The sequence below is a fragment of the Aliiglaciecola sp. SL4 genome (assembly GCF_041538045.1).
In the GTDB taxonomy this organism is placed as follows: domain Bacteria; phylum Pseudomonadota; class Gammaproteobacteria; order Enterobacterales; family Alteromonadaceae; genus Aliiglaciecola.
This window is the reverse complement of the sequence record NZ_JBGOSE010000016.1, coordinates 1-23,245: the sequence shown is the minus strand read 5'-3', so window position 1 is coordinate 23,245 and position 23,245 is coordinate 1. Positions and strand designations below refer to the sequence as shown.

At 40.0% G+C, this 23,245-nt stretch carries 23 protein-coding genes; 11 read left to right on the top strand and 12 right to left on the bottom strand.

From position 1 onward, the window contains the following. The first annotated feature begins 16 nt into the window (after positions 1-16). Complete coding sequence (locus tag AB6T38_RS17385; RefSeq protein ID WP_372548510.1) at positions 17-580, top strand: DNA-3-methyladenine glycosylase I; 564 nt, start codon at positions 17-19, stop codon at positions 578-580. A gap of 205 nt (positions 581-785) precedes the next feature. Here the strand turns inward: AB6T38_RS17385 and AB6T38_RS17380 are convergent, their stop codons facing one another. The 3 genes from AB6T38_RS17380 to AB6T38_RS17370 form a co-directional block, all read right to left on the bottom strand. After that, the gene (locus AB6T38_RS17380) at positions 786-1,238 is read right to left on the bottom strand and encodes a DUF2489 domain-containing protein (protein ID WP_372548509.1); all 453 of its coding nucleotides are present in this window, start codon (positions 1,236-1,238) and stop codon (positions 786-788) included. Between the two features lie 11 nt (positions 1,239-1,249). Continuing rightward, positions 1,250-1,777: a Der GTPase-activating protein YihI gene (gene yihI / locus AB6T38_RS17375; RefSeq protein WP_372548508.1), complete on the bottom strand. Its 528-nt coding sequence runs from the start codon at positions 1,775-1,777 to the stop codon at positions 1,250-1,252. Between the two features lie 604 nt (positions 1,778-2,381). Continuing rightward, positions 2,382-3,011: a cytochrome c gene (locus AB6T38_RS17370; RefSeq protein ID WP_372548507.1), complete on the bottom strand. Its 630-nt coding sequence runs from the start codon at positions 3,009-3,011 to the stop codon at positions 2,382-2,384. 187 nt (positions 3,012-3,198) lie between these two features. Here AB6T38_RS17370 and yihA point away from each other — a divergent pair, with 187 nt between their 5' ends. After that, entirely contained in the window at positions 3,199-3,819 is a 621-nt protein-coding gene (gene yihA, locus AB6T38_RS17365; protein WP_372548506.1) for a ribosome biogenesis GTP-binding protein YihA/YsxC, read from the top strand. A gap of 519 nt (positions 3,820-4,338) precedes the next feature. Here the strand turns inward: yihA and polA are convergent. Next, a complete protein-coding gene (gene polA, locus AB6T38_RS17360) occupies positions 4,339-7,125 on the bottom strand; it encodes a DNA polymerase I (protein WP_372548505.1) in 2,787 nt (928 codons plus the stop codon). Between the two features lie 928 nt (positions 7,126-8,053). Here polA and AB6T38_RS17355 point away from each other — a divergent pair. Continuing rightward, positions 8,054-9,505 (top strand): TrkH family potassium uptake protein, encoded by a 1,452-nt coding sequence (locus AB6T38_RS17355; protein WP_348489375.1) that lies wholly within the window; start codon positions 8,054-8,056, stop codon positions 9,503-9,505. Positions 9,506-9,869: 364 nt separating this feature from the next. On the opposite strand, the gene AB6T38_RS17350 is transcribed toward AB6T38_RS17355, so the two are convergent. The 7 genes from AB6T38_RS17350 to def all read right to left on the bottom strand — a co-directional run bounded on the left by AB6T38_RS17350 (position 9,870) and on the right by def (position 16,065). Further along, positions 9,870-10,613: a complement resistance protein TraT gene (locus AB6T38_RS17350; protein ID WP_372548504.1), complete on the bottom strand. Its 744-nt coding sequence runs from the start codon at positions 10,611-10,613 to the stop codon at positions 9,870-9,872. 62 nt (positions 10,614-10,675) lie between these two features. Further along, positions 10,676-10,966 carry a hypothetical protein gene (locus AB6T38_RS17345; protein ID WP_372548548.1) on the bottom strand — a complete coding sequence of 97 codons (291 nt, stop codon included), beginning with the start codon at positions 10,964-10,966 and terminating at the stop codon, positions 10,676-10,678. Positions 10,967-11,178: 212 nt separating this feature from the next. Then, positions 11,179-11,727: a DUF2780 domain-containing protein gene (locus AB6T38_RS17340; RefSeq protein ID WP_372548503.1), complete on the bottom strand. Its 549-nt coding sequence runs from the start codon at positions 11,725-11,727 to the stop codon at positions 11,179-11,181. Between the two features lie 104 nt (positions 11,728-11,831). Next, a complete protein-coding gene (trkA, locus tag AB6T38_RS17335) occupies positions 11,832-13,211 on the bottom strand; it encodes a Trk system potassium transporter TrkA (protein WP_372548502.1) in 1,380 nt (459 codons plus the stop codon). Positions 13,212-13,233: 22 nt separating this feature from the next. Further along, positions 13,234-14,574, bottom strand: coding sequence for a 16S rRNA (cytosine(967)-C(5))-methyltransferase RsmB (gene rsmB / locus AB6T38_RS17330; protein WP_372548501.1), 1,341 nt, complete (start codon positions 14,572-14,574; stop codon positions 13,234-13,236). Continuing rightward, positions 14,571-15,536: a methionyl-tRNA formyltransferase gene (gene fmt / locus AB6T38_RS17325; protein WP_372548500.1), complete on the bottom strand. Its 966-nt coding sequence runs from the start codon at positions 15,534-15,536 to the stop codon at positions 14,571-14,573. The genes rsmB and fmt overlap by 4 nt, the downstream gene beginning before the upstream one ends. 16 nt (positions 15,537-15,552) lie before the next feature. Beyond that, entirely contained in the window at positions 15,553-16,065 is a 513-nt protein-coding gene (def, locus tag AB6T38_RS17320; protein WP_303477087.1) for a peptide deformylase, read from the bottom strand. A gap of 227 nt (positions 16,066-16,292) precedes the next feature. Between def and AB6T38_RS17315 the strand changes: the two genes are divergently transcribed. From AB6T38_RS17315 to AB6T38_RS17280, 8 genes are all read left to right on the top strand, one after another. Beyond that, on the top strand, positions 16,293-17,354 hold the full coding sequence (locus tag AB6T38_RS17315; protein WP_372548499.1) for a LysM peptidoglycan-binding domain-containing protein: 1,062 nt from the start codon (positions 16,293-16,295) through the stop codon (positions 17,352-17,354). Positions 17,355-17,384: 30 nt separating this feature from the next. Continuing rightward, positions 17,385-18,554 (top strand): DNA-processing protein DprA, encoded by a 1,170-nt coding sequence (gene dprA, locus AB6T38_RS17310; RefSeq protein ID WP_372548498.1) that lies wholly within the window; start codon positions 17,385-17,387, stop codon positions 18,552-18,554. Position 18,555: 1 nt separating this feature from the next. Further along, complete coding sequence (locus AB6T38_RS17305; RefSeq protein ID WP_303477080.1) at positions 18,556-19,032, top strand: DUF494 family protein; 477 nt, start codon at positions 18,556-18,558, stop codon at positions 19,030-19,032. Between the two features lie 64 nt (positions 19,033-19,096). Continuing rightward, on the top strand, positions 19,097-19,666 hold the full coding sequence (locus tag AB6T38_RS17300; protein WP_348489359.1) for a topoisomerase DNA-binding C4 zinc finger domain-containing protein: 570 nt from the start codon (positions 19,097-19,099) through the stop codon (positions 19,664-19,666). A gap of 81 nt (positions 19,667-19,747) precedes the next feature. After that, positions 19,748-20,311 (top strand): Sua5/YciO/YrdC/YwlC family protein, encoded by a 564-nt coding sequence (locus AB6T38_RS17295; protein ID WP_372548497.1) that lies wholly within the window; start codon positions 19,748-19,750, stop codon positions 20,309-20,311. Positions 20,312-20,313: 2 nt separating this feature from the next. Beyond that, positions 20,314-21,252 (top strand): oxygen-dependent coproporphyrinogen oxidase, encoded by a 939-nt coding sequence (gene hemF / locus AB6T38_RS17290; RefSeq protein ID WP_372548496.1) that lies wholly within the window; start codon positions 20,314-20,316, stop codon positions 21,250-21,252. 6 nt (positions 21,253-21,258) lie between these two features. Then, a complete protein-coding gene (aroE, locus tag AB6T38_RS17285; protein WP_372548495.1) occupies positions 21,259-22,089 on the top strand; it encodes a shikimate dehydrogenase in 831 nt (276 codons plus the stop codon). Next, the gene (locus AB6T38_RS17280) at positions 22,086-22,334 is read left to right on the top strand and encodes a DUF1488 family protein (protein WP_372548494.1); all 249 of its coding nucleotides are present in this window, start codon (positions 22,086-22,088) and stop codon (positions 22,332-22,334) included. The genes aroE and AB6T38_RS17280 overlap by 4 nt, the downstream gene beginning before the upstream one ends. A gap of 37 nt (positions 22,335-22,371) precedes the next feature. Here AB6T38_RS17280 and AB6T38_RS17275 read toward each other — a convergent pair whose 3' ends face one another. Then, positions 22,372-22,911, bottom strand: a complete 540-nt coding sequence (locus AB6T38_RS17275; RefSeq protein WP_372548493.1) for a gamma carbonic anhydrase family protein — start codon at positions 22,909-22,911, stop codon at positions 22,372-22,374. Positions 22,912-23,245: the final 334 nt, after the last annotated feature.

Below are 23,245 nucleotides of genomic sequence, written 5' to 3'. Positions count from 1 at the left end.
TAAAAAAGGAAAGAGTGTGAACATAAAACGCTGTAGTTGGGTGGGGAAAGACCCCATTTATCAAGAATATCACGATAAGGTTTGGGGGCGACCGGTGACAGATCCCAAAGAGTTGTTCGCAAAATTATGTTTAGATGGGCAACAGGCTGGACTGAGTTGGATTACCATTCTCAAAAAACAGCAAAACTATGAAGCCGCTTTCCATCACTTCGAACCCAATAAAATCGTATTGATGGAAGATGACGATGTTGAACGGTTAATGTTGGATAAAGGCATTGTCAGAAATCGCTTAAAAATAAAATCGATTATTAACAATGCTCACGCATATTTGAAAATGCAGCAAGAGGGAATTCTGTTTGATGATTTTATTTGGAGCTTTGTGGATCACAAAGTGATAAAAAACCACTGGAAAAATGCCAGTGAAGTGCCTAATTCCACCCCTGAATCTGACCTAATGGCTAAAGCCCTTAAGAAAAAAGGCTTTAGCTTTGTTGGGACTACAATTTGTTATGCATTTATGCAGGCGGTGGGCCTTGTTAATGACCACACCACGAACTGCCATTGTTATCAGCAAGAGTAAACCAAAAATTAAACAAGCTATATATAAAGTCGAAACTCAAATTGATGGTTTTAATATAAGCTTTGCTGCAAGTCTTTCTGCTTTACAAATCTAAACCTAATGGCCCAGTATGTCACGCTAACTCCCCCTTTGAGGACGAGGGTTTTTACTTGCTTAATTATCACTATTGGCCGGAATCTTGTTACTCAAATGGAAAAGAGGATTATTAACTAAAACTTAAGGATCTTATCATTGCCATTTCTTTTAAAATGCTGGATTCTAATTTTGCCTCTTGCTCTTCGCGTTTTTGATCCTGTTGTGCTCTTACCTGAGGAGGTAAAGCCTTACGTTGATGATGCGTGGGCAATTCCCTAACAGCTAAAAATAGATTAAACAAATTAGGGTAGTCTCGCTGACAGTTAGGCGGTGAAGCAACTGGCACGCTATCTAACAAATTAACCAGTCTAATTGCCCCTTCAGATAAGTTGCATTGCTGTTGCTCTACTGCCCAAGCAATTGTGTGCACGCTTTCCATAATTCTAACCACACGTTCTTGTCGGGCCTTTTGTTGAACATCTTTTTGGCGTTTTAATTGAAACAATAATTTTCCAGCATAAAAAGCTAGTGAAGCAATGATCAAAAGGGCTATTGCAACCAAGGTATAGGCTAAAACCGACAAAACTCTATCTCCTATTTAAACTCATTGATATTAATAGACTCAAAGCGGGCAAAAGGATCGTCTTCTTTGTTTTCAGCTTGCTCACCTATTGTTTCAGCTTCGCCATTAATGCCAAGCAAATCGCATAGTTCTCTATGCCTAGCAAGTTTTTTGTCTACATAACGTTTGTCGTCAGCACTTAAAACTACACCGCTATCCATCTCGTCTAATAAATTATTTAAACGGTCATTATTTTCTAACTCTGCTAATTCTTGAGCAGGAGAGAAGTACTTTGGTTTGCTTGGTTTAGGTTTAGACTTGAACTCTTTTGCTTCTACAATCAATGGAATCGGCTTTTTACTGCCAACTCTTGGATCATTTTGTTTGGATTGTTGAGGGCTTTGTTGATTTAACTCAACGGCACTATGGCGGCTTCCGGATGGATTGCCTTTATGCTTTTTAGGTTTAGTGTTGTTCGGATCTTTTGGTTTCCTTGGCGCCCAACTTTCTTTAGGAACACCTATGCGCCCAACTTTACGAGATTTTTTGATTCTAGCCATAATAATTGTTAGCCATATTAAATTAATTAGCCATTTTAGCGCATTTTAGACCTAGTTATACAGGTTTAATATGCTGATAATTTAGTTGAGTTAGATAGGCTATATGTAGTTTAGTAAATGCAATTTTCGAAAAGTAGGGGATTTAGTAAAAACTGATATAAGTTGGATGGAGTAATTTTTTCAAAAACTTACTAAAAATTAGATAAGAAAAAAGGCAACAGAAGCCTGCTGCCTTTTAGATATAGAGTGTCTTATGACACTTCTCCCGTTACGTGTTCGTCCTAAACCTTAATTGCTATCCTTTTCATATACTTCACTTTTTATTTTTTTTCACGAAGCATTAATATTGTTTTGGGTCTTCCTGACACTTTATTATTAATCCATAATTTCCAACATGGAACCTAAATGAACAGCTGTTTATTATTGTTATTAACTGTTCTAACTTCCCTGACAAACCCTATAAGATTTGCTTATCCTTCTTTTTATTTGCCGAAAAGCATACAGCAAAAAAAATATTTTACAACTTATTTACATTCAATAAACAAAAAAAGTGAACCTTTTGGTCTAAAGGTTCACTTTTCATCTTTTTATTTTGCTAAATAATTTAGTGCAGGCCGCCTAAATATTGAGAAAGTATCTCGATATCTTCATCAGTTAGCTTGGCTGCAATATCTCTCATCATTCCGTTAAGATCGTTTGCGCGCGTGCCGGCTTTGAATCTTTCTAGCTGTGATTTCAAATAAGCAGCTTTTTGACCGCTAATATCAGGAAATCCAGCTAAACCTAAACCATTTCCTCGTGGGCCGTGACATGCAATACAAGCTGTAATACCGCGATCTAAATCACCACCACGATATAACTGACCACCTTTTTCAACCACATCTTCTGGAGTAGTGCCTGGTTTAGCTTCTTGACTAGCTAAGAATGCGGCAAGATCTAACATTTCTTGCTCGTTCAACATTGCTGCTTGTGAGCTCATTACTGGGTCGTAACGACCCTCTGTACCGGCAGTCTCACCGCCTAATTTTAAATCTCTTAGCTGCTTTGCAATATATTCAGCGTGTTGGCCGGCAATAGATGGATAAATATCCAATGGGCTATTTCCATCAGCTCCGTGACAGGCAATACAGCCTTTACTTGTAACTAACTCTTCACCCGCTTGTGCGTCGCCTTTAGCAAATACCGAAGCTGAAAAACCTACGGTCAAACACACCAACAAACCCAATCTTTTCATAGTGACTCTCAAAACATCTTATGCATTGGTTAATAGAATATCAGTATTTTACACATTTAATGGCGCGATAAAATCATTTCCCGAACAATTGTGTGGATATTTCAGTGTTTTAGCCGAATAAATGCAGTTAACTGGTATACTATGCCTTAAATATACCCCTAATTACAGTTTTCAAAAGAGAGTTAGAGTGAGTCATTACAGTCACGCCAAATTTATTACCAGTGCTCCAGATATCCGTCACCTTGAAAAAGACGAGGGAAATGAAGTTGCTTTTGCTGGTCGCTCAAATGCCGGAAAATCCAGTGCATTGAATCGTCTTACACGCCAGAAAAGTCTCGCTAGAACGAGTAAAACCCCAGGCCGGACTCAGTTAATTAATGTATTTGAGATCGAAGAAGGGCGAAGGTTAGTGGATTTGCCTGGTTATGGATACGCTAAGGTACCTATGGAAATGAAACTTAAATGGCAAAAATCCCTAGGTGAATATTTACAAATGCGTAAAAGTCTTACGGGCTTAGTAGTGTTAATGGATATACGCCATCCTTTTAAAGATCTAGATCAACAACTGATTTATTGGGCCGTTGAGCGAAACTTACCGGTTTTGGCATTGTTGACTAAAGCTGACAAGTTGAAGTCGGGAAAACGCAAAGCTCAACTGTTAATGGCAAGAGAAGCATCTATGGCATTTTGTGGCGATGTAACCGTTCATGCTTTTTCGTCATTAAATGGATTAGGCTTGGATAACGTTGAACGTGTATTAGATAGATGGTTAGGTTTTACTGAAACTGAAGAGTTTATCGAAGAATAATTTCCATCTTATTGTTTAGTTCTGCACCTTGCTTTGCGACCTACGCAGAATTTAAAAGCATCAGATAAAAAAAGCCCCTTCAAAAGAAGGGGCACAGGATAGAGAGAAAACACATAAAAACCGTATATTCAGAGTAGCTAATTTCGATAAAGTTCACTTGTTCTCTAATAAAAATGCATTTTTTCTAAAAAATCACATTTTACATTCCTAAAAAACAGCAATTAAAACCTTAGTAAATATCTTCAAAACGCTAGTTTCCCATATATATATAGGGATGAGAGCTTTATGTGTGTTTAATAAATGGCTAGCAGGGCAGGAAGCGGGGAGGCTCTGGTTGTGTTTGTTTGGACATAAAAAAACCCCAGCAAATTGCTGGGGTCGAAAGCAAAGGTATATCTAACTTAATAAGTTAACCTCTGTACCCTACAAAGTTCATTCTAGCTATGGAATTGAAAAAATCAAATATTTTCGTAATATTATTACAGAAAAAGCAAAAAAAACTATTAGGTATTTATATTGTTAGTGCGCTTCGTCCCAGTTTTCACCTTCTCCAGCCTCTACTATTAAAGGGACTGATAGCTTGCAGGCATTTTCCATAAGGGAAATGATGGATTCTGTATGTTCCTTAATTTTTTGTTCTTTTATTTCAAAAACCAGTTCATCATGTACTTGCATGATCATTTGAACATCATCATTTTCTAAGCTCTCTATCCAGTCATCGACCTTTAACATTGCCATTTTAATGATATCCGCAGCGGTACCTTGCATTGGCGCATTGATTGCTGCCCGTTCTGCACCTTGACGTCTCATACCATTACTGGCGTTGATATCTGGTAGATATAGTCGACGACCAAACACGGTAGAAACAAATCCATCTTCTTTTGCCGCAATACGAGTCTGCTCCATATATTTGAGAACACCAGGGTATCGTTCAAAGTACAAGTTCATATACTTTTGAGCGTCTTGTCTTGGAATATTTAATTGTTTCGCTAAACCAAATGCTGACATGCCGTAAATTAAACCAAAGTTGATAGCTTTGGCACTGCGCCTTTGATCCGTTGTCACTTTATCTAATTCAACACCAAACACTTCAGCAGCGGTGGCTTTATGCACGTCTTTACCGGAAGAAAACGCCTCCAATAGTCCTTTGTCTTCTGACAAGTGAGCCATGATTCTCAATTCGATTTGAGAATAATCGGCGGCGACAATTTTGTAGCCTTTTCTTGCAATAAAGGCTTGTCTAACTTTTCTGCCTTCTTCAGTTCTGATCGGGATATTTTGTAAATTAGGCTCTGTGGATGAAAGGCGTCCAGTAGCCGCAATAGCCTGATGGTAACTAGTGTGGACTCTGCCCGTTCTTGGATTTATCATTTTCGGCAGTTTATCGGTATAAGTATTCTTCAGTTTCGTAAGCCCACGAAACTCCATTAATAATTTGGGTACAGGGTAGTTTAACGCAAGTTCCTGAAGGACTTCCTCGGCAGTTGAGGGGGCACCCTTAGGTGTCTTTTTCAAAACCGGAAGATCTAATTTATTAAATAGAATTTCTTGTAATTGTTTAGTTGAGCCTAAATTAAATTCTTCGCCAGCCATCTCATGCACTTCTTTTTCTAATTGCATTATTCGCGACGCTAAATTTTGGCTTTGTTGCAACAGAGTTTGGCTATCGATTAAGACGCCTCTTTGTTCCATCTTTGATAAAACCGATGCTAATGGGACCTCAATATTAAGCAGCACTTCCTTTAACGATTCATGCTCACACAATTTGGGCCATAACTCTTGGTGCAAGCGCAGTGTGATATCAGCGTCTTCAGCTGCATAAGGTGAAGCTTGTTCTAAAGGAATTTGATTAAAGGTTAGTTGTTTCGCCCCTTTACCGGCAATTTCCTCAAAGCTAATGGTGTTATGTTCTAGATAATATTTAGAAAGGCTATCCATATCATGACGGGAGGCGACACTATTGAGAACGTAAGATTCAAGCATGGTATCGTATTGAATTCCGCGCAAAACAATATCGTAGTTGGCTAAAACATTTTTATCATACTTAAGATGTTGGCCTACTTTTTTGTGGGTCTCACTTTCCAATAATGGTTTGAATTTTTCTAATACCATGGCGCGATCGAGTTGCTCTGGCGCATCTAAATAGTCATGGGCAAGTGGCAAATATGCTGCTTCTCCTTCTTTAACAGAAAATGACATTCCAACCAGTTCCGCTTCCATGTAATTTAAACTCGTTGTTTCGGTATCAAAAGCAAACAGTTCGGCTTGCTCTAACCGAGTTAACCATTCTTGTAATTCAGCTTCTGTCAGTATTGTGGTGTAGGCAGTTTCCGTCACCTTAGGCGGCGTGGTAACGTCGGTTTCATCAATTTTAGCGGTATTGGCTTTAGCTTTAGTTTTACTGGCGGAACTGAGAATACTGCGGCCATCGGTCGCTTCTGCCAACCAGCGTTTAAATTCATATTCTCTAAATAGTTCAACTAATTCCTCATGAGCCGGCGCAGTAGGGCTAAGCTCAGTTGGACCAAATTCGAGTTCTACATCAAGTTTGATGGTCGCTAGTTCGTATGACAGTCGTGCTTGCGTTTCGAATTCGCGCATTTTATCGGCCATCTTCTTTGCGCCTCTAAACTCAAGGTTGGCGATTTTATCGAGATTTTTGTATATCTCATCAATGCTGCCTATACCTTGCAACAACCCCAAAGCGCTTTTATCACCTACTCCTGGAACGCCTGGGATATTATCGACTTTATCTCCTTTGAGGGCTAAAAAATCGATAATTAGGTTAGCCGGGATACCAAATTTCTCGACCACCCCTTCGGTATCCATAATGTGATTGTTCATGGTATTAATTAATGTGACATGCTCGTTAACCAATTGAGCCATATCTTTATCGCCGGTACTGATTAACGTTGGGATACCTTGTTCAGTCGCTTGTTGGGCGAGGGTGCCAATGACATCATCGGCTTCAACACCATCTTCAACAATTAAGGGCAGGCCCATTGCTTTAATAATTGCATGTAGAGGGGCAATCTGACTTCTAAGTTCATCAGGCATGGGGGGGCGATTAGCCTTATACTCAGGGTATATGTCATCTCTAAAGGTTTTGCCTTTAGCATCGAATATTACCGCCATATGGGTAGGAGAATATTGCTGTATTAGGCTGCGTAGCATGTTTACTACACCGTAAATTGCTCCTGTGTCTTGCCCCTTGGAATTGGTCAATGGGGGCATACCGTGAAAGGCCCTAAAAAGATAAGAGGAGCCGTCTACTAGGATAAAAGGGTTGTTCGGAACCGAGGCCATAGAAGATCCATATTGATTAAGCTGGAAAAGGCGTCAGAATGCCACATAAACAACAAATCATCTACTATGAAAGTTGTGGATAACTTTGTAGATAAAAAGTATTAGGCAGCATTAAACGCATCAAAAAAATCTTTTTAATGTTCTTAAAGCCTTAAAGGCCGTACTTTTCGTTATTAGGAAGAAGGAATATCCTTTAACATATTGTTTTTATTATCTTGTGGATAACTTTTCACACTGGGTGTTTGTTCTAGATTTTGTATTAGCTTGTAGTTCCAACTTTATCTAGCAGTTCTAACAAACTAAACAATATTTAGAACATTAAAACTGAACTGCTCACATAAGACCTATTTACTTGGCAAATCGACAGATTCCGATTAGCTGAAAATCGAGCAGGGCGTTAATGTACCATATAAAGAAGATTAGTGAACCTGTGGCCTTAAACTATTTTTGAATCAAAACTTGGAGGTTAAAATACGTATTTGCATAAGCCACATAAACAGGGGGCTGTAGGTTAAGTAATGTACAACATGGTGGGCTTTTGTTGACTCAAAAAATTTACGAAAGTTTGTTGTATGTTAGTGCTTACTTATCTGTGTGGTGAGGTTTATGTGATATGAATATCTGAACCACGCTATTTTTAGCTAACAATAGAGTGGTTTAAACCGGTTAATAATTTGAGGGTCAGCTTGGCTAAAGTACTCCTCGAAAGTAACTTTATACTAGTGTCGACGTTACAGGCTTAATAAAAACAATATTTAAAACCTAGATTAATTACAATTAGTACTTTAGATTTGAGTCTTAGCAGATGATAATTGCATAAATTACAAACCACTAGATTAAACAAGATCCTATCTTGTTAGAGATGCAATAATATGAATCCAAACCACCAGTGCGGTCTGCACCTATTAATTAGGGTGAACGCGCAATGATGCAATACCGTACTATTATTCGTATTTTGGGGTTATTGGTTGCGTTGTTCAGCTCAACAATGTTGTTTCCGGCAACAATCTCATTGATTTTCGAAGATGGTAGTGGTTTACCCTTCATACTGGCTTTCTTTTTAATTTTATTCACTGGTTTAGCCATTTGGTATCCCAATAGGCGACATCGAAATGATCTTCGTGCTAAAGAAGGATTTTTGATTGTTGTTTTATTTTGGGTGGTGTTAGCCAGTTTCGGTGCGTTCCCATTTTTGTTGCTAGACCAACCCAGCATGACGGTAACCGATGCTTTTTTTGAATCATTTTCGGCATTAACCACTACTGGGGCGACTGTCATTGAAGGTATCGAATACCTTCCTAAGTCTGTGCAGTTCTATCGCCAACAATTACAGTGGTTAGGAGGGATGGGGATCATTGTATTGGCAGTCGCTATTTTACCTATCTTAGGGGTTGGGGGCATGCAGTTGTATCGCGCTGAAACTCCTGGTCCGGTGAAAGATTCTAAAATGACACCACGGATTGCAGATACCGCGAAACATTTATGGTATATCTACCTTACGTTGACCGTTACTTGCTCAGTTGCGTATTGGGCTGCTGGGATGGATTGGTTTGATGCCATATGTCATTCATTTTCGACTATAGCAATTGGAGGGTTCTCCACTTACGACGCTAGTTTAGGGCACTTCAATAGTCCGGTTATTAACCTTATCTGTGTGGTGTTCTTGTGGATAGCAGCCCTTAATTTTGCATTGCACTATGCTGCAGCCAGCGGACGTACTTTGCGCGGATATATTTACGATCCTGAATTTAAGGCGTTCTTTTTTATCCAATTTGTATTGATTTTGGTGTGCTTTTTAGTTTTGGTAAATCACCAGATATTCGGTACTGCAGAAACGGCTTTTAATCAGGCAATATTCCAAGCTGTGTCTATTAGTACTACTGCCGGTTTTGTTACTACAGACTTTTCCAGTTGGCCTGTATTCCTACCCATATTATTAATTTTCTCTAGTTTTATTGGCGGTTGCGCTGGTTCAACAGGGGGAGGATTAAAAGTTATTCGAGTATTTCTTTTGTACCTGCAAGGTAAACGAGAAGTCGAAAGGCTAATACACCCTAAAGCGGTATATTCGGTTAAGTTAGGAGATCGCCTCATGCCTGAGCGAGTTGTAGAGGCTGTATGGGGGTTCTTTTCCGCATATGCAATGATATTTGTAGTTATCATGATTGGCCTGATAGCCACTGGCATGGACAATTTGACGGCATTTTCTGCTACTGCGGCAACGTTAAATAATCTAGGCCCGGGTTTAGGAACGGTGGCAGGTACTTTTGCAGATGTGTCTGATTCAGGGAAGTGGTTATTGATTGTTGCTATGCTGTTTGGGCGACTTGAAGTTTTTTCTTTGTTGGTGTTATTTTCTCCAACATTTTGGCGTAGCTAACGAATAAAACTGCAATGTGCTCTGCGTGCCCCATCGATTCTGGTTTTGCTATTATCGCTTAGGATTTTGTGGGAAGCATTTGGCTTCTTATAATTTTATGAAATATATGGTTTCTAGAATATTACTTTAGCATAACTCGCTTAATCTATTAACGCCTAACGCCTAACGCCTAACGCCTAACGCCTGAGTGGAATAGTAGGGGAGTTAGATATATTGGAACTGAACATTTATATCTAAAGGTTAAATTGCTATTGAGGGTAGGGTTAAAAAGTGATGTTCAAATATAAAATTGTATGGTTAAAACATCACTACTTTAAAAAAAGAATTAGGCATACTACAAAGTAATACGCCTAGTCACTTTAAATTAGAAAAATGACGCCATTGCATAGGCTGTTTTATCAAACATTGTTGGTTGCGCTTCTTCAAGTTCTAAGTTGGCCTTATTGGCTGTTGTTACAACTCTAGTGCGGTACTCTTTTTGATTTGTTGCTTCTGAGTAGGTTTGTGTTGTTGCGCCGTCATCAGATATTTTGGTGTTGATTTTTGAATCTCTTCGGACCAAAACACCAGAACGAGCACGTTCTTTAATTTGAATATCAGCAACGAGTAAATAAGTCACATCTTTCACAAATGCATTTGCAGCAGTAGAAACTAGTCCACCGACTAAACCACCTGCTGCTGCTTGACGGTAGCCACCTCCAGCAGCATAACCAAGAGCTGACCCTGCAGCCACTCCTTCAAAACCGGTTTGTAGATAACTAGCGGCGGCTGTGGGTGACGCTTTTTCAAGATTTCGAACAAATACACTCATAGAGTACTGCGCTTGTTCAGGGCTATCTACAAATGAGTAACCATTGCCACTATTTGCTATTTGTGTAACTAATGCTTCACGAAATGCATTTCGATCAAACTCCATAACTGCGGAACGAACTTCAAGATATATTTTTCGCTTTTCAGGCGCTACGGCATCGACAAATATTGAAGTACTTAATTTAGTTTGAACATCTAGATCTTTTTTAGCTATAGATGTATGTACTGCTGCACACCCGGACAACATGAGTGTGAGCATAGCGAATATTAAAAAGTTGAGATGATGGTTCCTTTTCATTTTTAAATTACCTTTTATTGTTTATTAGTATTGTGTGATTAAAATAAAACTAATAACTATTGTTAGTAGTAACGTCCATAATATCGATAATAATAACGACAGTTTCTATATTCTCTCCAATTGTATCTGAGTAAATCTCGACAGGTGTATCCTGGTCGCCAATTTGTTCCTGAATATTCCGCTGGTTTTACATTTTTTTCTAACATGCTCTTGATGTAGGCATCCACCTCCTCCGGCTTTTCTGCCAAAAATGGTTTAGCCATTACTTCTTTATTTAATTGGGCTTGCATCTTAGCTAGTTCGTCTTCCTCTGATTGAGGATCAGACCAACTAAATAGTGGAATGAACAACATTACTAATATAGATAAACGCGGGAAAGTGATTTTATTTGAGAAAGCTTGAATGTTCATAACTTTCCTCCTTAAAAGTTAAAATGCACGGTTAAATGTAACATAGGTCTATATTTTAGCTCAACATTGTTCATTTTAACACCAGTTCTGTGTACTTAATATTAAAAATTGATGTAGCTGAGCTAAAATATTAGTGCTTTATATACCGTAATTGTTTAATTACTTGTTTGTCCTAACAAATTACCCACACCTTGCATCAGCAAATCTTTAGCTTGTTTGCCTTCTTCTGTATCCAAGTATGTTTTCGCTTGCTCTACGTATTGCATAATCATTTCAGGTTTTAGGCCAAGTGCTTCAAATTGCTTTTTCACATCGTTAATGGCTTTTACCGATTCGCTGTACTCTGACGCTTTGTCTAGTATAGATCCAAGACCGTCAGAGCTTTTCAATTCACTGACATCCGGTGCTGCACTGATCAATTCGTTAATACCCGGCAAGGTTTCAGATAACTGACTAAATTTGTCAGCACTTAAATTACCTTTTACATAATTGAACAATGAACCTAAACCACCTTCAGCTTGCGATGAATCGACGTTTAAGTTTTCAATTAAACTGCCAACCATTGCACTAGATGTTGGTGTGGTTTTTTCTGCTTCTTCACTGAATCCAAACATGCTTTTTAGCGAATCAAACCAGCCTTCGGCATGGGATTGAGCTGAAAAAGTTAAAGTAGCAACAGTAAGTAAAATAACGATATTTTTCATTTTTTGTCTCTGTAAAAAGTTGACGATTTATCAACGGGTTCAAACGCAATAAAAAACTAATCTAACATAGTTTAAAGTACAAAAGATATACAACTATTGTTTAACTAACCAAAGAAGAAAGCGCTAGGCTGGAACAGTTTTTCCACATCTGAAATGAATTTTTTATCCACTAAAAATAAGATTACGTGATCATTGGCTTCAATTGACGTAGAGCTATGGGCAATGATAACTTCATCCTGACGGACGATTGCACCTATGGTTGTTCCCGGTGGTAACTTAATCTCACTTATTTTTTTGCCGATGACTTTTGAAGTGTTTTCATCGCCATGGGCAATGGCTTCAATGGCTTCGGCTGCGCCTCTGCGTAACGAATAAACGTTAACGATATCACCACGTCGAATATGGGTAAGTAAGGCGGATATAGTCGCTTGTTGTGGAGAGAAGGCGATATCAATTTCGCCACCTTGCACCAGATCTACATAAGCGCTTCTTTGAATTAAAACCATGGCTTTTTGTGCGCCAAGTCGCTTGGCTAACATGGCCGACATGATGTTTGCTTCGTCATCGTTGGTTACTGCAATAAAAGCGTCAACCTGTCGAACATTTTCATCTGTCAATAGTTCATGGTCGGACGCATCTCCGCAAAAAACGATGGTTTTATCCAAATGGGCTGATAAGTATTTAGCTCGTTCTTGCGAGTATTCAATTAGCTTAACGTTATGATTGTGCTCCAAACGTTTGGCTAGCCCTGCGCCAATGAGTCCTCCGCCGGCTATCATAATTCGTTTGTAGCTGGATTCAAGTTTCTGAAGTTCGCTCATCACGGCTCTTATGTGTTTAGTCGCAGCGATAAAAAACACTTCATCATCGGCTTCAATTACCGTTGAGGCTAGTGGTCTTATTGGTCTTCCTCGGCGATAAATAGCCGCTACACGAGTTTCAACATTGGGCATGTGCTCGCGCAATGTTGACAACGCATGGCCCACTAAAAGGCCGCCGTAATAGGCTTTAACGGCTACTAAGCTGGCTTTTCCATCAGCAAATTCCACCACCTGCAATGCACCCGGGTAATCAATCAATCGTTTGATTGCTTTAGTCACCAATTGTTCTGGAGCAATTAGGTGATCCACAGGAATATCTTGATGGTGAAACAGTTTGTCTTGATGAATAATATATTGTTCTGAACGCACTCGTGCAATTTTGGTGGGCGTATTAAATAGGGAGTGAGCAACCTGACAGGCCATCATGTTACTTTCATCACTATTGGTCACGGCAATCAACATATCAGCATCTTCGGCACCGGCTTTTTCTAAAATATCTGGGTGCGAACCAACACCATGCACAACTCGAAGATCGAGTCGGTCTTGCAACGACCGCAATGTATCTAGATCTGAATCAATGACGGTAATTTCGTTTTTCTCACCAACCAAGTTTTCGGCTAATGTACCGCCTACTTGACCTGCGCCTAGAATTATAATTTTCATAAGGTGTTAATTTCGAAACAGTTTACTTTGTATTGGAAGACTTTAGCAGTCTCGCATAATAGAAACCATCCATTTGTTTTTCTCCGGGTAGAATTTGTCTGCCAGGCAATAGGGTTTCATCGTGATCATTCAACTCACTAAGAGTCGCATCTTCATTGTTTTGCAAAAACTCACTAATTTGCAGATGGTTTTCTTCAGGCAAAATAGAACAGGTGGCGTAGAGTAATGTTCCACCGGGTTTTAAAATTGTCCACATGGTTGTGAGTATCTGTTTTTGCAACTCAACCAATGCTTCAATATCGGCGTTTTTACGTAACCATTTAATGTCCGGATGACGTCTAATGACACCCGTTGCAGAGCATGGTGCATCAAGTAGAATACGATCAAACAATTGACCGTCCCACCAACTGCTTGTATCTAGTGCATCTGCGGCCATCAACTCAGCGTCTAGTTTTAATCGAGTCAAATTTTCTCTAACTCTATCCAATCGAGAGTCGTCAATATCTAGGGCGATACACTTTTGTAAGTTGGCTTGCCGTTCTAATATGTGACAGGTTTTACCACCAGGTGCCGCGCAGCAATCTAATACTCGGTCACCTGCTTGCGCATCTAGATAGGCTGCCGCCAATTGCGCTGCGCCATCTTGCACTGCAAAAAAACCTTGCTGATAACCAGGTAACTGCGTGATGTCCTGACCTTTAGTCAGAATCAGTCCGTCAACGTGCTCATTACTTAAAGTGTAATCAACCTCTTGTTCATTTAACAAGGTTTTGAAGGTGTTGATATTGGTTTGACGATTATTTACCCGTAACCAAATTGGTGGTCTTTGCTGCATTGAAGCACATAGTTCTTCTAATTGTTCGGGGTAGGCAACTTGTAGTCGTTTAAACAACCATTTAGGTAAGCCTGAACGAACATGTGGGTCTTCAATAACTTGTTGCGCTAACTCTTGACGAATAAAGTTACGTAATAGGGCATTGACCAAGCCTTTTAGGGGCTCAACCTTGAGTTGTCGTGTTGCAGCCACGGTTTCAGAAACCGCTGCGTGAGTGGACACTCGAGTAAAGGCTAATTGATAAAAGCCGAGCATAATCAGATGTTCAGCAACTTTGTATTTGTTTTTAAGGGGTTTATCTAACAATACTCTTAACCAGCTTTGCAAAACAGGTAACTGGCGTAATACCCCAAAGACCATTTCTTGCAACCAAGCTTTGTCTTTATCAGAATATAACTCTTGAACCTTAGGCAGGGATTCCCGTGAAGACTGCCCGTTTTCTAAAATTTGATAAAGCACTTTGGCAGCATCAGCGCGTAAAGTTTTACTGGTTTTTTTCACTCTTTTCTCATCAGATGAATGACTCACGAGAGGGTTTCACCCGCTATAAACCAACTTTTTCTAGCATTGATTAGGTCTGTGACTGTCATTGGCTTTTTGCCGGGAATTTGTAATTTGGTGAGCAATAGATTGTTTTCCCCAGTGGCGACTTCGATACCTTTTTTGGAAACCGAAATGATCTTACCAGCTTGCTCTTGATTAGCGGTTGCTGACTCAATAATGCTCGCTTCCCACAGTTTAATGGCGATAGCTTGCTCATTGTCCTCTGGGGTTAGCTCAAAATAGGCTACCGGCCAAGGATTAAATGCTCGAACATTACGTTCAATTTGCTGCGCAGGTGCTTGCCAGTCAATGCATGCTTCTTGTTTGCTCAGCTTTTCGGCATAATTAGCGAGTGTATCGTCTTGTACCTCGGGCTCGATGTTGTCGATATTATTTAAACACTCACGTAATGCGTCTGGGCCGATTTTCGCTAATTTATCGTATAAACTTGCACTGGTGTCACTAGGCTCTATAGGAATGGATTTTTTAAGCAACATCGCTCCAGTATCCAATCCCTTATCCATTTGCATGATGGTTACACCGGTTTGTTCATCACCCGCCCATATGGAGCGTTGAATAGGAGCGGCACCGCGCCAACGAGGTAATAAAGAGCCGTGAACATTTAGGCAACCTAATCTAGGAGTATCTAAAACGATTTGCGGCAGTATTAAACCGTAGGCCACAACAATCATGATATCTGGTTTGAGTTCAGCCAATACTTGCTGCGCTTCGGGATCTTTTAAGGATAGAGGTTGTTGTACATCAAGGTCGTGTTCCAGCGCTAATTGTTTCACTGCACTTGCTTGAAGCTTTTTGCCACGTCCTGCTGGACGATCTGGTTGACTGTATACAGCTAGGATATTATGTTCAGAATCTATTAATGCTTGCAAATGTTGTGCTGCAAAGTCCGGCGTACCGGCAAACACGATATTCAATTTTTTGCTCAATGTAGCACTCCAGACATCAAGATGCTCGGGCGGCGAGGCGCGCTTCTTTTTCTAACTTGCTGCGGATGCGTTTGCGCTTTAGTGGCGACAAGTAATCCACAAATAATTTGCCTTTCAGATGATCAAGTTCATGTTGAATACATATGGCTAACAAGCCATCTGCTTCCAATGTGAATTCTTTACCTTCAGCGTCTAATGCTTTAACGATAACGTGTTCTGCACGTTCTACTTTTGCATAGTTGTTAGGTACAGATAGACAGCCTTCTTCACTGATAGCTTCTCCGTCCATTTCAATGATTTCCGGATTAATAAAAACTCGAGGAGTATTTTGATCCTCGGAAATATCCATAACAACAACACGTTTATGCACATTTACTTGAGTGGCGGCAAGTCCGATACCGTTTTCTTCGCGCATGGTTTCGAACATGTCTTCTACTAACTTTGTAATTTCTCCGTCGACTTTCTCTACAGGCTTAGCGACTGTTCTGAGTCGTTCGTCGGGAAATTTTAATACATTTAAAATGGCCATCTTGATCTTCAGCTACACTATACTTTGGTGAATTAAGGTACATTTTTTTGAAAAACTGTACTCTGGGTCAGTATTAATTACTATACGGTTCAATAAAATACGCTATTGAATCATTTAAGGCGCTATTCTAGCCTAAAAAGAATTAAAGTTCGATCAAGCAAATCACTGTTTAGGTCGATACTTAACAACAAGGTTGGCTGCATTATGAGGTTGGTATGGGCAAAAGATTGAGTAAACTTCTGGTAATTCTATTGTTTTTACCATTAGCGACAATTGCAGACGTAATTAATATTAAACAAAGCGCGCCGCAAGTTTATGTAATTAAAAAAGGTGATACCTTGTGGGATATCTCCAATATGTACCTAAGCAAGCCTTGGTTGTGGCCAGAGCTGTGGCGTAACAATGTACATATTAGTAACCCGCATTTGATCTATCCTGGTGACGAACTGAGGTTAAGGTACAACGAGCAAGGTGAACCTATTTTGGATCTTGTACGTGACGATCCTAAACCACAAATCAAACTTTCCCCTGAAGGGCGAAAAGAATTGAAATCAGTTCATCCAATAAATTTGCTGCCTTGGACAATAATTCAGCCCTACATCGAAAGTAGCACTATTATGGATGAGGAAGAGTATGAACAGCTTCCTTATTTGTTGGGTAACCAGGATGGTAATACTGCCTTTGCGTCAGGGGACTTAGTCTTAAGCAAAGCCGATTCGGATACGCCTGAACAGTATAATGTGGTGAGAAAACAAAATGAGCTCCGTGACCAATATGACAATCTGCTAGGTATTCAAATTCGTCATGTTGCTGATGCTACGCCTTTGGAAAGTGAAGTAGAGGGGCAGCATTTAGTCAAAGTAGAAGATGCTAATTTTGAAGCCAGACGAGGCGACAAGTTGCTTCCCCGTGAGGCCATGCAAATTGGTAGCATGAAATTAAAGGCTGCAACGCGACAAAAAGGACGAATTATAAGTAGCTTAGAGCAACATAAGCTATTAGGTAAATACGATGTGGTAATACTTGACTTAGGTAGTCGCAAAGTAAAACCCGGCACCGTGTTAGGTGTATACGTGCAAGGTCCGAATATTCAAGTAAGCAGTAATCCCAAGTACGAAGGTGAAGGTAGCTTTGTTGATAACCTTTTTGATGGCAGTGATGAACTACAACAACCAGCCATCAAAGTGGGAGAAGTTGTGGTGTTCAAAGTATTTAAAAAAGCCAGTTATGGATTGATTACTCGCTCTACTAGAACAATTCGTGAAGGAGCAATTGTCGCCAAACCATAAAAACTAATGCAAAAATTATAAGGACAGACCATGGCACAGGAAGTGCGGAACTGTGAACAAACTAAACCAGCTCAACTGACAGAGCCAAGGAACTCTGAAGAGGCTCTTCGAAGTTGGTTGGTATTAGACCAAATTCCTCGTTTTGGCATGGGGAAATTGAAAAAATTTCAAAATCTGTACAACGCGCCTGCTCACTCACTACTAACTTATTCATCCTCCCAATTAGTTGATTTCGGGTTTGACTCTGCTCAAGTTAAGGCAATTACGTCACCTGATTGGCGCTTAATTGATAATGAGCTCAATTGGCTCACAACAGATAACTCGCGTTTTGCTGTTCATCCTGAGCACCCCGACTTTCCAATATTATTGAAAGAAACATCTAGGCCACCCTTTGTGCTTTTTGGTTGGGGAAATAAAAAGCTGATCGCATCTAATCAAATTGCCATGGTGGGAAGTCGTAATCCCAGTCATTACGGCAAGGGTTGTGGATTTGACTTTGCGCAGGGGCTCGCAAATCAGGGTATTACTGTGACCAGTGGCTTAGCAATGGGTATTGATACTTGTGCTCACCAAGGGGCGTTGAGTGTAGGCGGCAATACCGTGGCGGTGTTAGGTAGTGGCTTAGATAACCTTTACCCGAAACGTAATATTCGACTCGCTGAAGAAATTGTGCAGAATCAAGGTTTGGTATTGTCAGAATTTAGAGCAAATACCAAACCTACTCCCCACAACTTTCCGCGCAGAAACAGGATTGTCAGTGGTCTTTCTCTGGGCGTGGTGGTCATTGAAGCAGCCATACGAAGTGGATCCTTGATCACGGCAAAATATGCCATTGAACAAAATAGAGAGGTCTTCGCTATTCCGGGGAACATAAATAACCCTTTGAGCGAAGGTGCGCATTTGCTGATCAAAGAAGGCGCCAAACTCGTATCGAAATTAGAAGACATTACAGAAGAGTTTCAGAACCTTAATTCTTGTGTTCTAAAGGAATATTCTAAAAACAGTGAAAAAAGTCCAACTGAAAGCTTGGCAACCGACAAATTGTTAGATAGTGTAGACTATGACGTTACTGCGTTAGACGTCGTTATACAACGTAGCGATATGCCGATTAAAGTCGTATTGGCGCAATTATTAGAATATGAGTTGCGTGGTTTAGTGGCCTCTGTATCTGGAGGCTACATCAAATTGAGGGGTAAATAATATGTTCGATATCCTCATGTATCTGTTTGAAAATTTCATTCATAGCGAAACTGAAATTCGTGTTGATCAAGATGAATTGACAGACGAACTTGTGCGCGCTGGGTTTCATCATGATGAAATCTACAAAGCGTTATCGTGGTTAGAGAAGTTAGCCGCTTTGCAAGAAACGGATATTAATCCGTATTTTGTTAAATCTGGTGGTGCTTTAGTCAACCGCATTTACACCCAAGAAGAAGAAATGCGATTGGATGTGCAATGCCGTGGATTCTTGATGTTTCTAGAGCAGATTAATGTTTTAGACTCAGTAACAAGAGAAATGGTGGTTGATAGAGTGATGGAGATAGACTCTAAAGAGTTCTGTCTCGAAGATCTGAAATGGGTTGTGTTGATGGTGCTGTTCAATGTTCCTGGTAAAGAAAACGCCTACGCGCAAATGGAAGATCTTTTATTTGAAGAGCCAGAAGGCCCCTTGCATTAAAGTTTCGGTAGTAAAATTTGTGGCGATAAGCGACTGTGAAGAGAAGCAAATGGCATGATCTGTTATGTCTAAAATCGATCACACTCTTTTTGCCGCTCATGAGCACGCACTCGATGGAGATTTTGGTGTGTGTCCTGACTGCGGCGCAAAACTTCAGATTAAACGGGGAAAAAACGGGGCTTTCCTCGGTTGTAGCCAATATCCAACTTGTGACTTTGCCAAACCCTTGCATGACAACGCCACAGTCGAACTTAAACAAATCGATGGTTCTCAATGCCCTGAATGTGGCTCCACTCTAGCGATTAAAAAAGGCCGTTTCGGATTGTTTATTGGTTGCACAGGGTATCCTGACTGTCATCATATTGAAGCAATTAAGCAACAAAAAGATATTCATGTTCCTTGCCCTTCGTGTAAAACAGGTAAACTACTAAAGCGCACCAATAAATACGGCAAAAATTTTTACGCCTGCGATGGGTATCCAAAATGTAAATATGTTTTAAATTCCCAACCAGTAGACAAAGTTTGTCCTAAATGTCATTGGTCGGTTTTAATCGAAAAGAAAGCAGACGGTCAGGTTTATTACCAATGCCCACAAAAAGATTGTGGCACCAAGGTTCCGGTAGATAGCGAATAACCTCATTTCCCTTTGGCGACTTTCCACATTAACCCATTTGCATTACACTCCACGTCTCAATTTTAAGTATTCCTTAAGTAAATGGATATAAGTCAAAACTCACATCATTTTAAGCAACAGTTTTTAGACGGCGTTGTTTTTGCGTACCCCACCGAAGCCGTTTTTGGTTTAGGTTGTGATCCCATGAACGAAGCCGCGGTAATGCAATTGTTGGCGTTAAAAAATAGACCCCTAGAAAAAGGTCTGATATTGATTGCCAGCAGCAAACAGCAACTAGTGAAATTTGTTAACTTTTCTGCTGTTGATCCAAAGATACTCACTGAAGTCGAGCAGTCTTGGCCTGGGCCAAACACTTGGTTATTACCGAAAAAACAAGGAACTCCGGATTTTATTACGGGTGGTTCAGATTTGATTGCGGTTCGTGTGAGTGATCATCTTGTGGTGAATCAGATGTGTGATCTGGTCGACAGTGCAATCGTCTCAACAAGTGCGAATTTAAATGGCGAGCCTCCGGCTAAAACATGTGATCAAGTTCACGGGCAGTTTGGCGATGGGCTATTGTGTTTAGATGGCGCTTTAGGTAATCAAAAAAATCCGAGCCAGATACGCAATGGCCTAACCGGTGAAACCGTAAGAGCAAGTTAACTATGAATTCAAAAAGTACTCCCGATATCGATTCGGTAAAGCAATTTCTACTAAAGCTTCAAGACGATATTTGTCATACATTGGAGCTGGTGGATGGCAAAAAACAGTTTAAACAAGATAATTGGCAGCGTGAAGAGGGTGGAGGTGGCCGTACTCGAGTGTTAACCAACGGCCAAGTTATTGAACAAGGTGGTGTTAACTTTTCTCATGTCTTTGGTACCCAATTACCCGACTCAGCAACGGCTGCTAGACCTGAATTAATTGGTCGTAGTTTTCAGGCTATGGGCGTTTCCTTAGTTATTCATCCTAAAAACCCTTATGTTCCTACCTCCCACGCCAATGTGCGCTTCTTTCTTGCTGAGAAAGAAGGAGAAGAACCCGTTTGGTGGTTTGGTGGTGGTTTTGACCTAACACCTTTTTATCCATTTATGGAAGATGTACAGCACTGGCATAGTGTAGCCAAACAAGCATGCTTGCCATTTGGCGAGGGGATGTATGAAAAGTATAAAGATTGGTGTGATAAATATTTTTATATTAAACATCGTAACGAAACCCGTGGTGTTGGTGGATTATTTTTTGATGACCTTAACGAATTAGGATTCGAACAATCATTTGAATTTATGAAATCCGTGGGTAATGGTTTTCTTGATGCTTACATTCCCATTGTTGAAAGGCGCAAAGAAACGTCTTATTCGGAGCGCGAAAGGCAGTTTCAATTATATCGTCGTGGTCGCTATGTTGAGTTTAATTTGGTATACGATCGAGGTACCTTATTTGGTCTACAAACTGGTGGAAGAACGGAGTCGATATTAATGTCCATGCCACCTTTAGCGCGCTGGGAATATAATTTTCAAGCCAAGTCGAATACACCAGAAGCCCGACTTACTGACGAGTTTTTGAAACCAAGAGATTGGTTAAACGACCAAGATAAAGGGAAGTAATAGATTTTGAAGATAGATAAATATGCTGTGTTTGGTAACCCAATAGCACAAAGTCGTTCACCACTTATTCATCAAACCTTTGCTGAACAACGCCAAGAAATCATTGATTACCAAAAGATTTTAGGTCAAAAAGGCAATTTTTCTGCCAATTTAGATGAATTTTTCGCCGATCCTAATGCTAAGGGTTGCAATATAACCAGTCCTTTTAAACAAGATGCAGTTAAATGGGTTACCGAACTTTCTCCTGCAGCAGTGAAAGCGGGCGCTATCAATACGATTATTCGCTTAGATGAGAATCGTTTCAGAGGTGAAACCACAGATGGTCCAGGCTTAATATTAGACTTGAAACATCAGAACTTTGACTTTACCGATACGCGAATTTTATTGATTGGTGCTGGTGGCGCAGCGAGGGGAGTGATTCTTCCCATATTAGAACAAGGTGTGAAAGACATCACGATTGTTAATCGTACTAAAGAGAAAGCTACCGAGTTAGCTAACTGGTTCGCTAATGATCAGGTTGGTGCTGCGGATTTCGCTGAACTAAATGCCAACTTGTCACAACCTTTCGACTTAATCGTCAATTGCACATCGGCAAGTTTAAGTGGTCAGGTCCCAGATCTATCAGGCCATGTCTTATCCCAAGCAACTATGGTTTACGATATGGTTTACCTTTCTGAGCCAACAATATTTGTGCAACAAGCTAAAGCTTTAGGTGTGGCAACTACCAGTGATGGTTTAGGTATGTTGATTGGTCAGGCTGCTCATAGCTTTAAGTTGTGGCGGGGTTATATGCCTGATATCGAACCTGTAATGCAACAAATAAGACGTATGTTATGAATCAGGCCATTCAAATAATTGATGGTTTTGAGTACGACCGGCAATACCAGCGACTCAAAATACTCGCAATGAACAGTGGGGCATTAGTTAATTGTTATATTACTGAAGTGAGCATTGACGAAGCGGAAGGGTTTTATGCTCTTCACCAATTTGATGTAGAAGAGCATTTAATTTCATTAATAGAACAAGAAAGTTTTAATCGCAATGGGGATATCGTCATTTCTAAGCCTGAGTTGCTTAAATAGAAACAACTATATTCTGACTTACTTTCCAGGGGAGCGGTTATTCTTCCGCTAAATATTCGTCTTTAGTCACTAAATAGTTGTTTGCGGATATTTTTAAGAATGCTATTTCTGAATCTGAAAGCTTACGAGCTTGTTTTGCAGGACTGCCAACATATAAATATCCGCTTTTAAGAGTTTTATTGGGTGGCACTAAACAACCTGCACCTACAAATACATCGTCTTCAACTATTGCCCCATCCATTATAATGGCACCCATACCAACTAATATACGATTTCCCAATGTGCAACCATGCAACATGCATTTATGGCCTATAGTGACATCATCCCCAATATTTAACGGGTATCCATCAGGATTGTTAGCACTAGAACGAGTAACGTGGAGTACTGTACCATCTTGAATATTGGTTCGATGACCGATTCGTATGCTATTTACATCTCCTCTGGCAGCTACTAATGGCCAAATACTGACCTCATCCCCGCAAACGACATCGCCTACTATAATACTGGAATTATCGATATAACATTTGTTGCCAAATATTGGTGTTATTCCTTTGAAGGATGAAATTGGTCTTTGCATGTTGTGCTACCTCTATAAACTGGCTTTAATAAAAAATAACAATACTACCATTGTTTTAAAATATCTTCTTTTAGCTGATCAGCGTTAAACAGATAACCCTAGGAGGTATGCGATAGTGGGTATATAGGCAAATAAATAAAAATCACCAGTAACTAAGCCTTTTTATCCTAGTTAGTCCGCCACAGCCACTATATTCATTCTATAAATCTTGTTCAAATAACCCGCAAAAACAGATTAATTGATGCAAAAAACAGCAAACAAACGTTTTTTTCCATTTATTTTAAAATAGCCCTTGATCTTCCGATTATGCTCTGTAGAATGCGCGCCTCGCTTT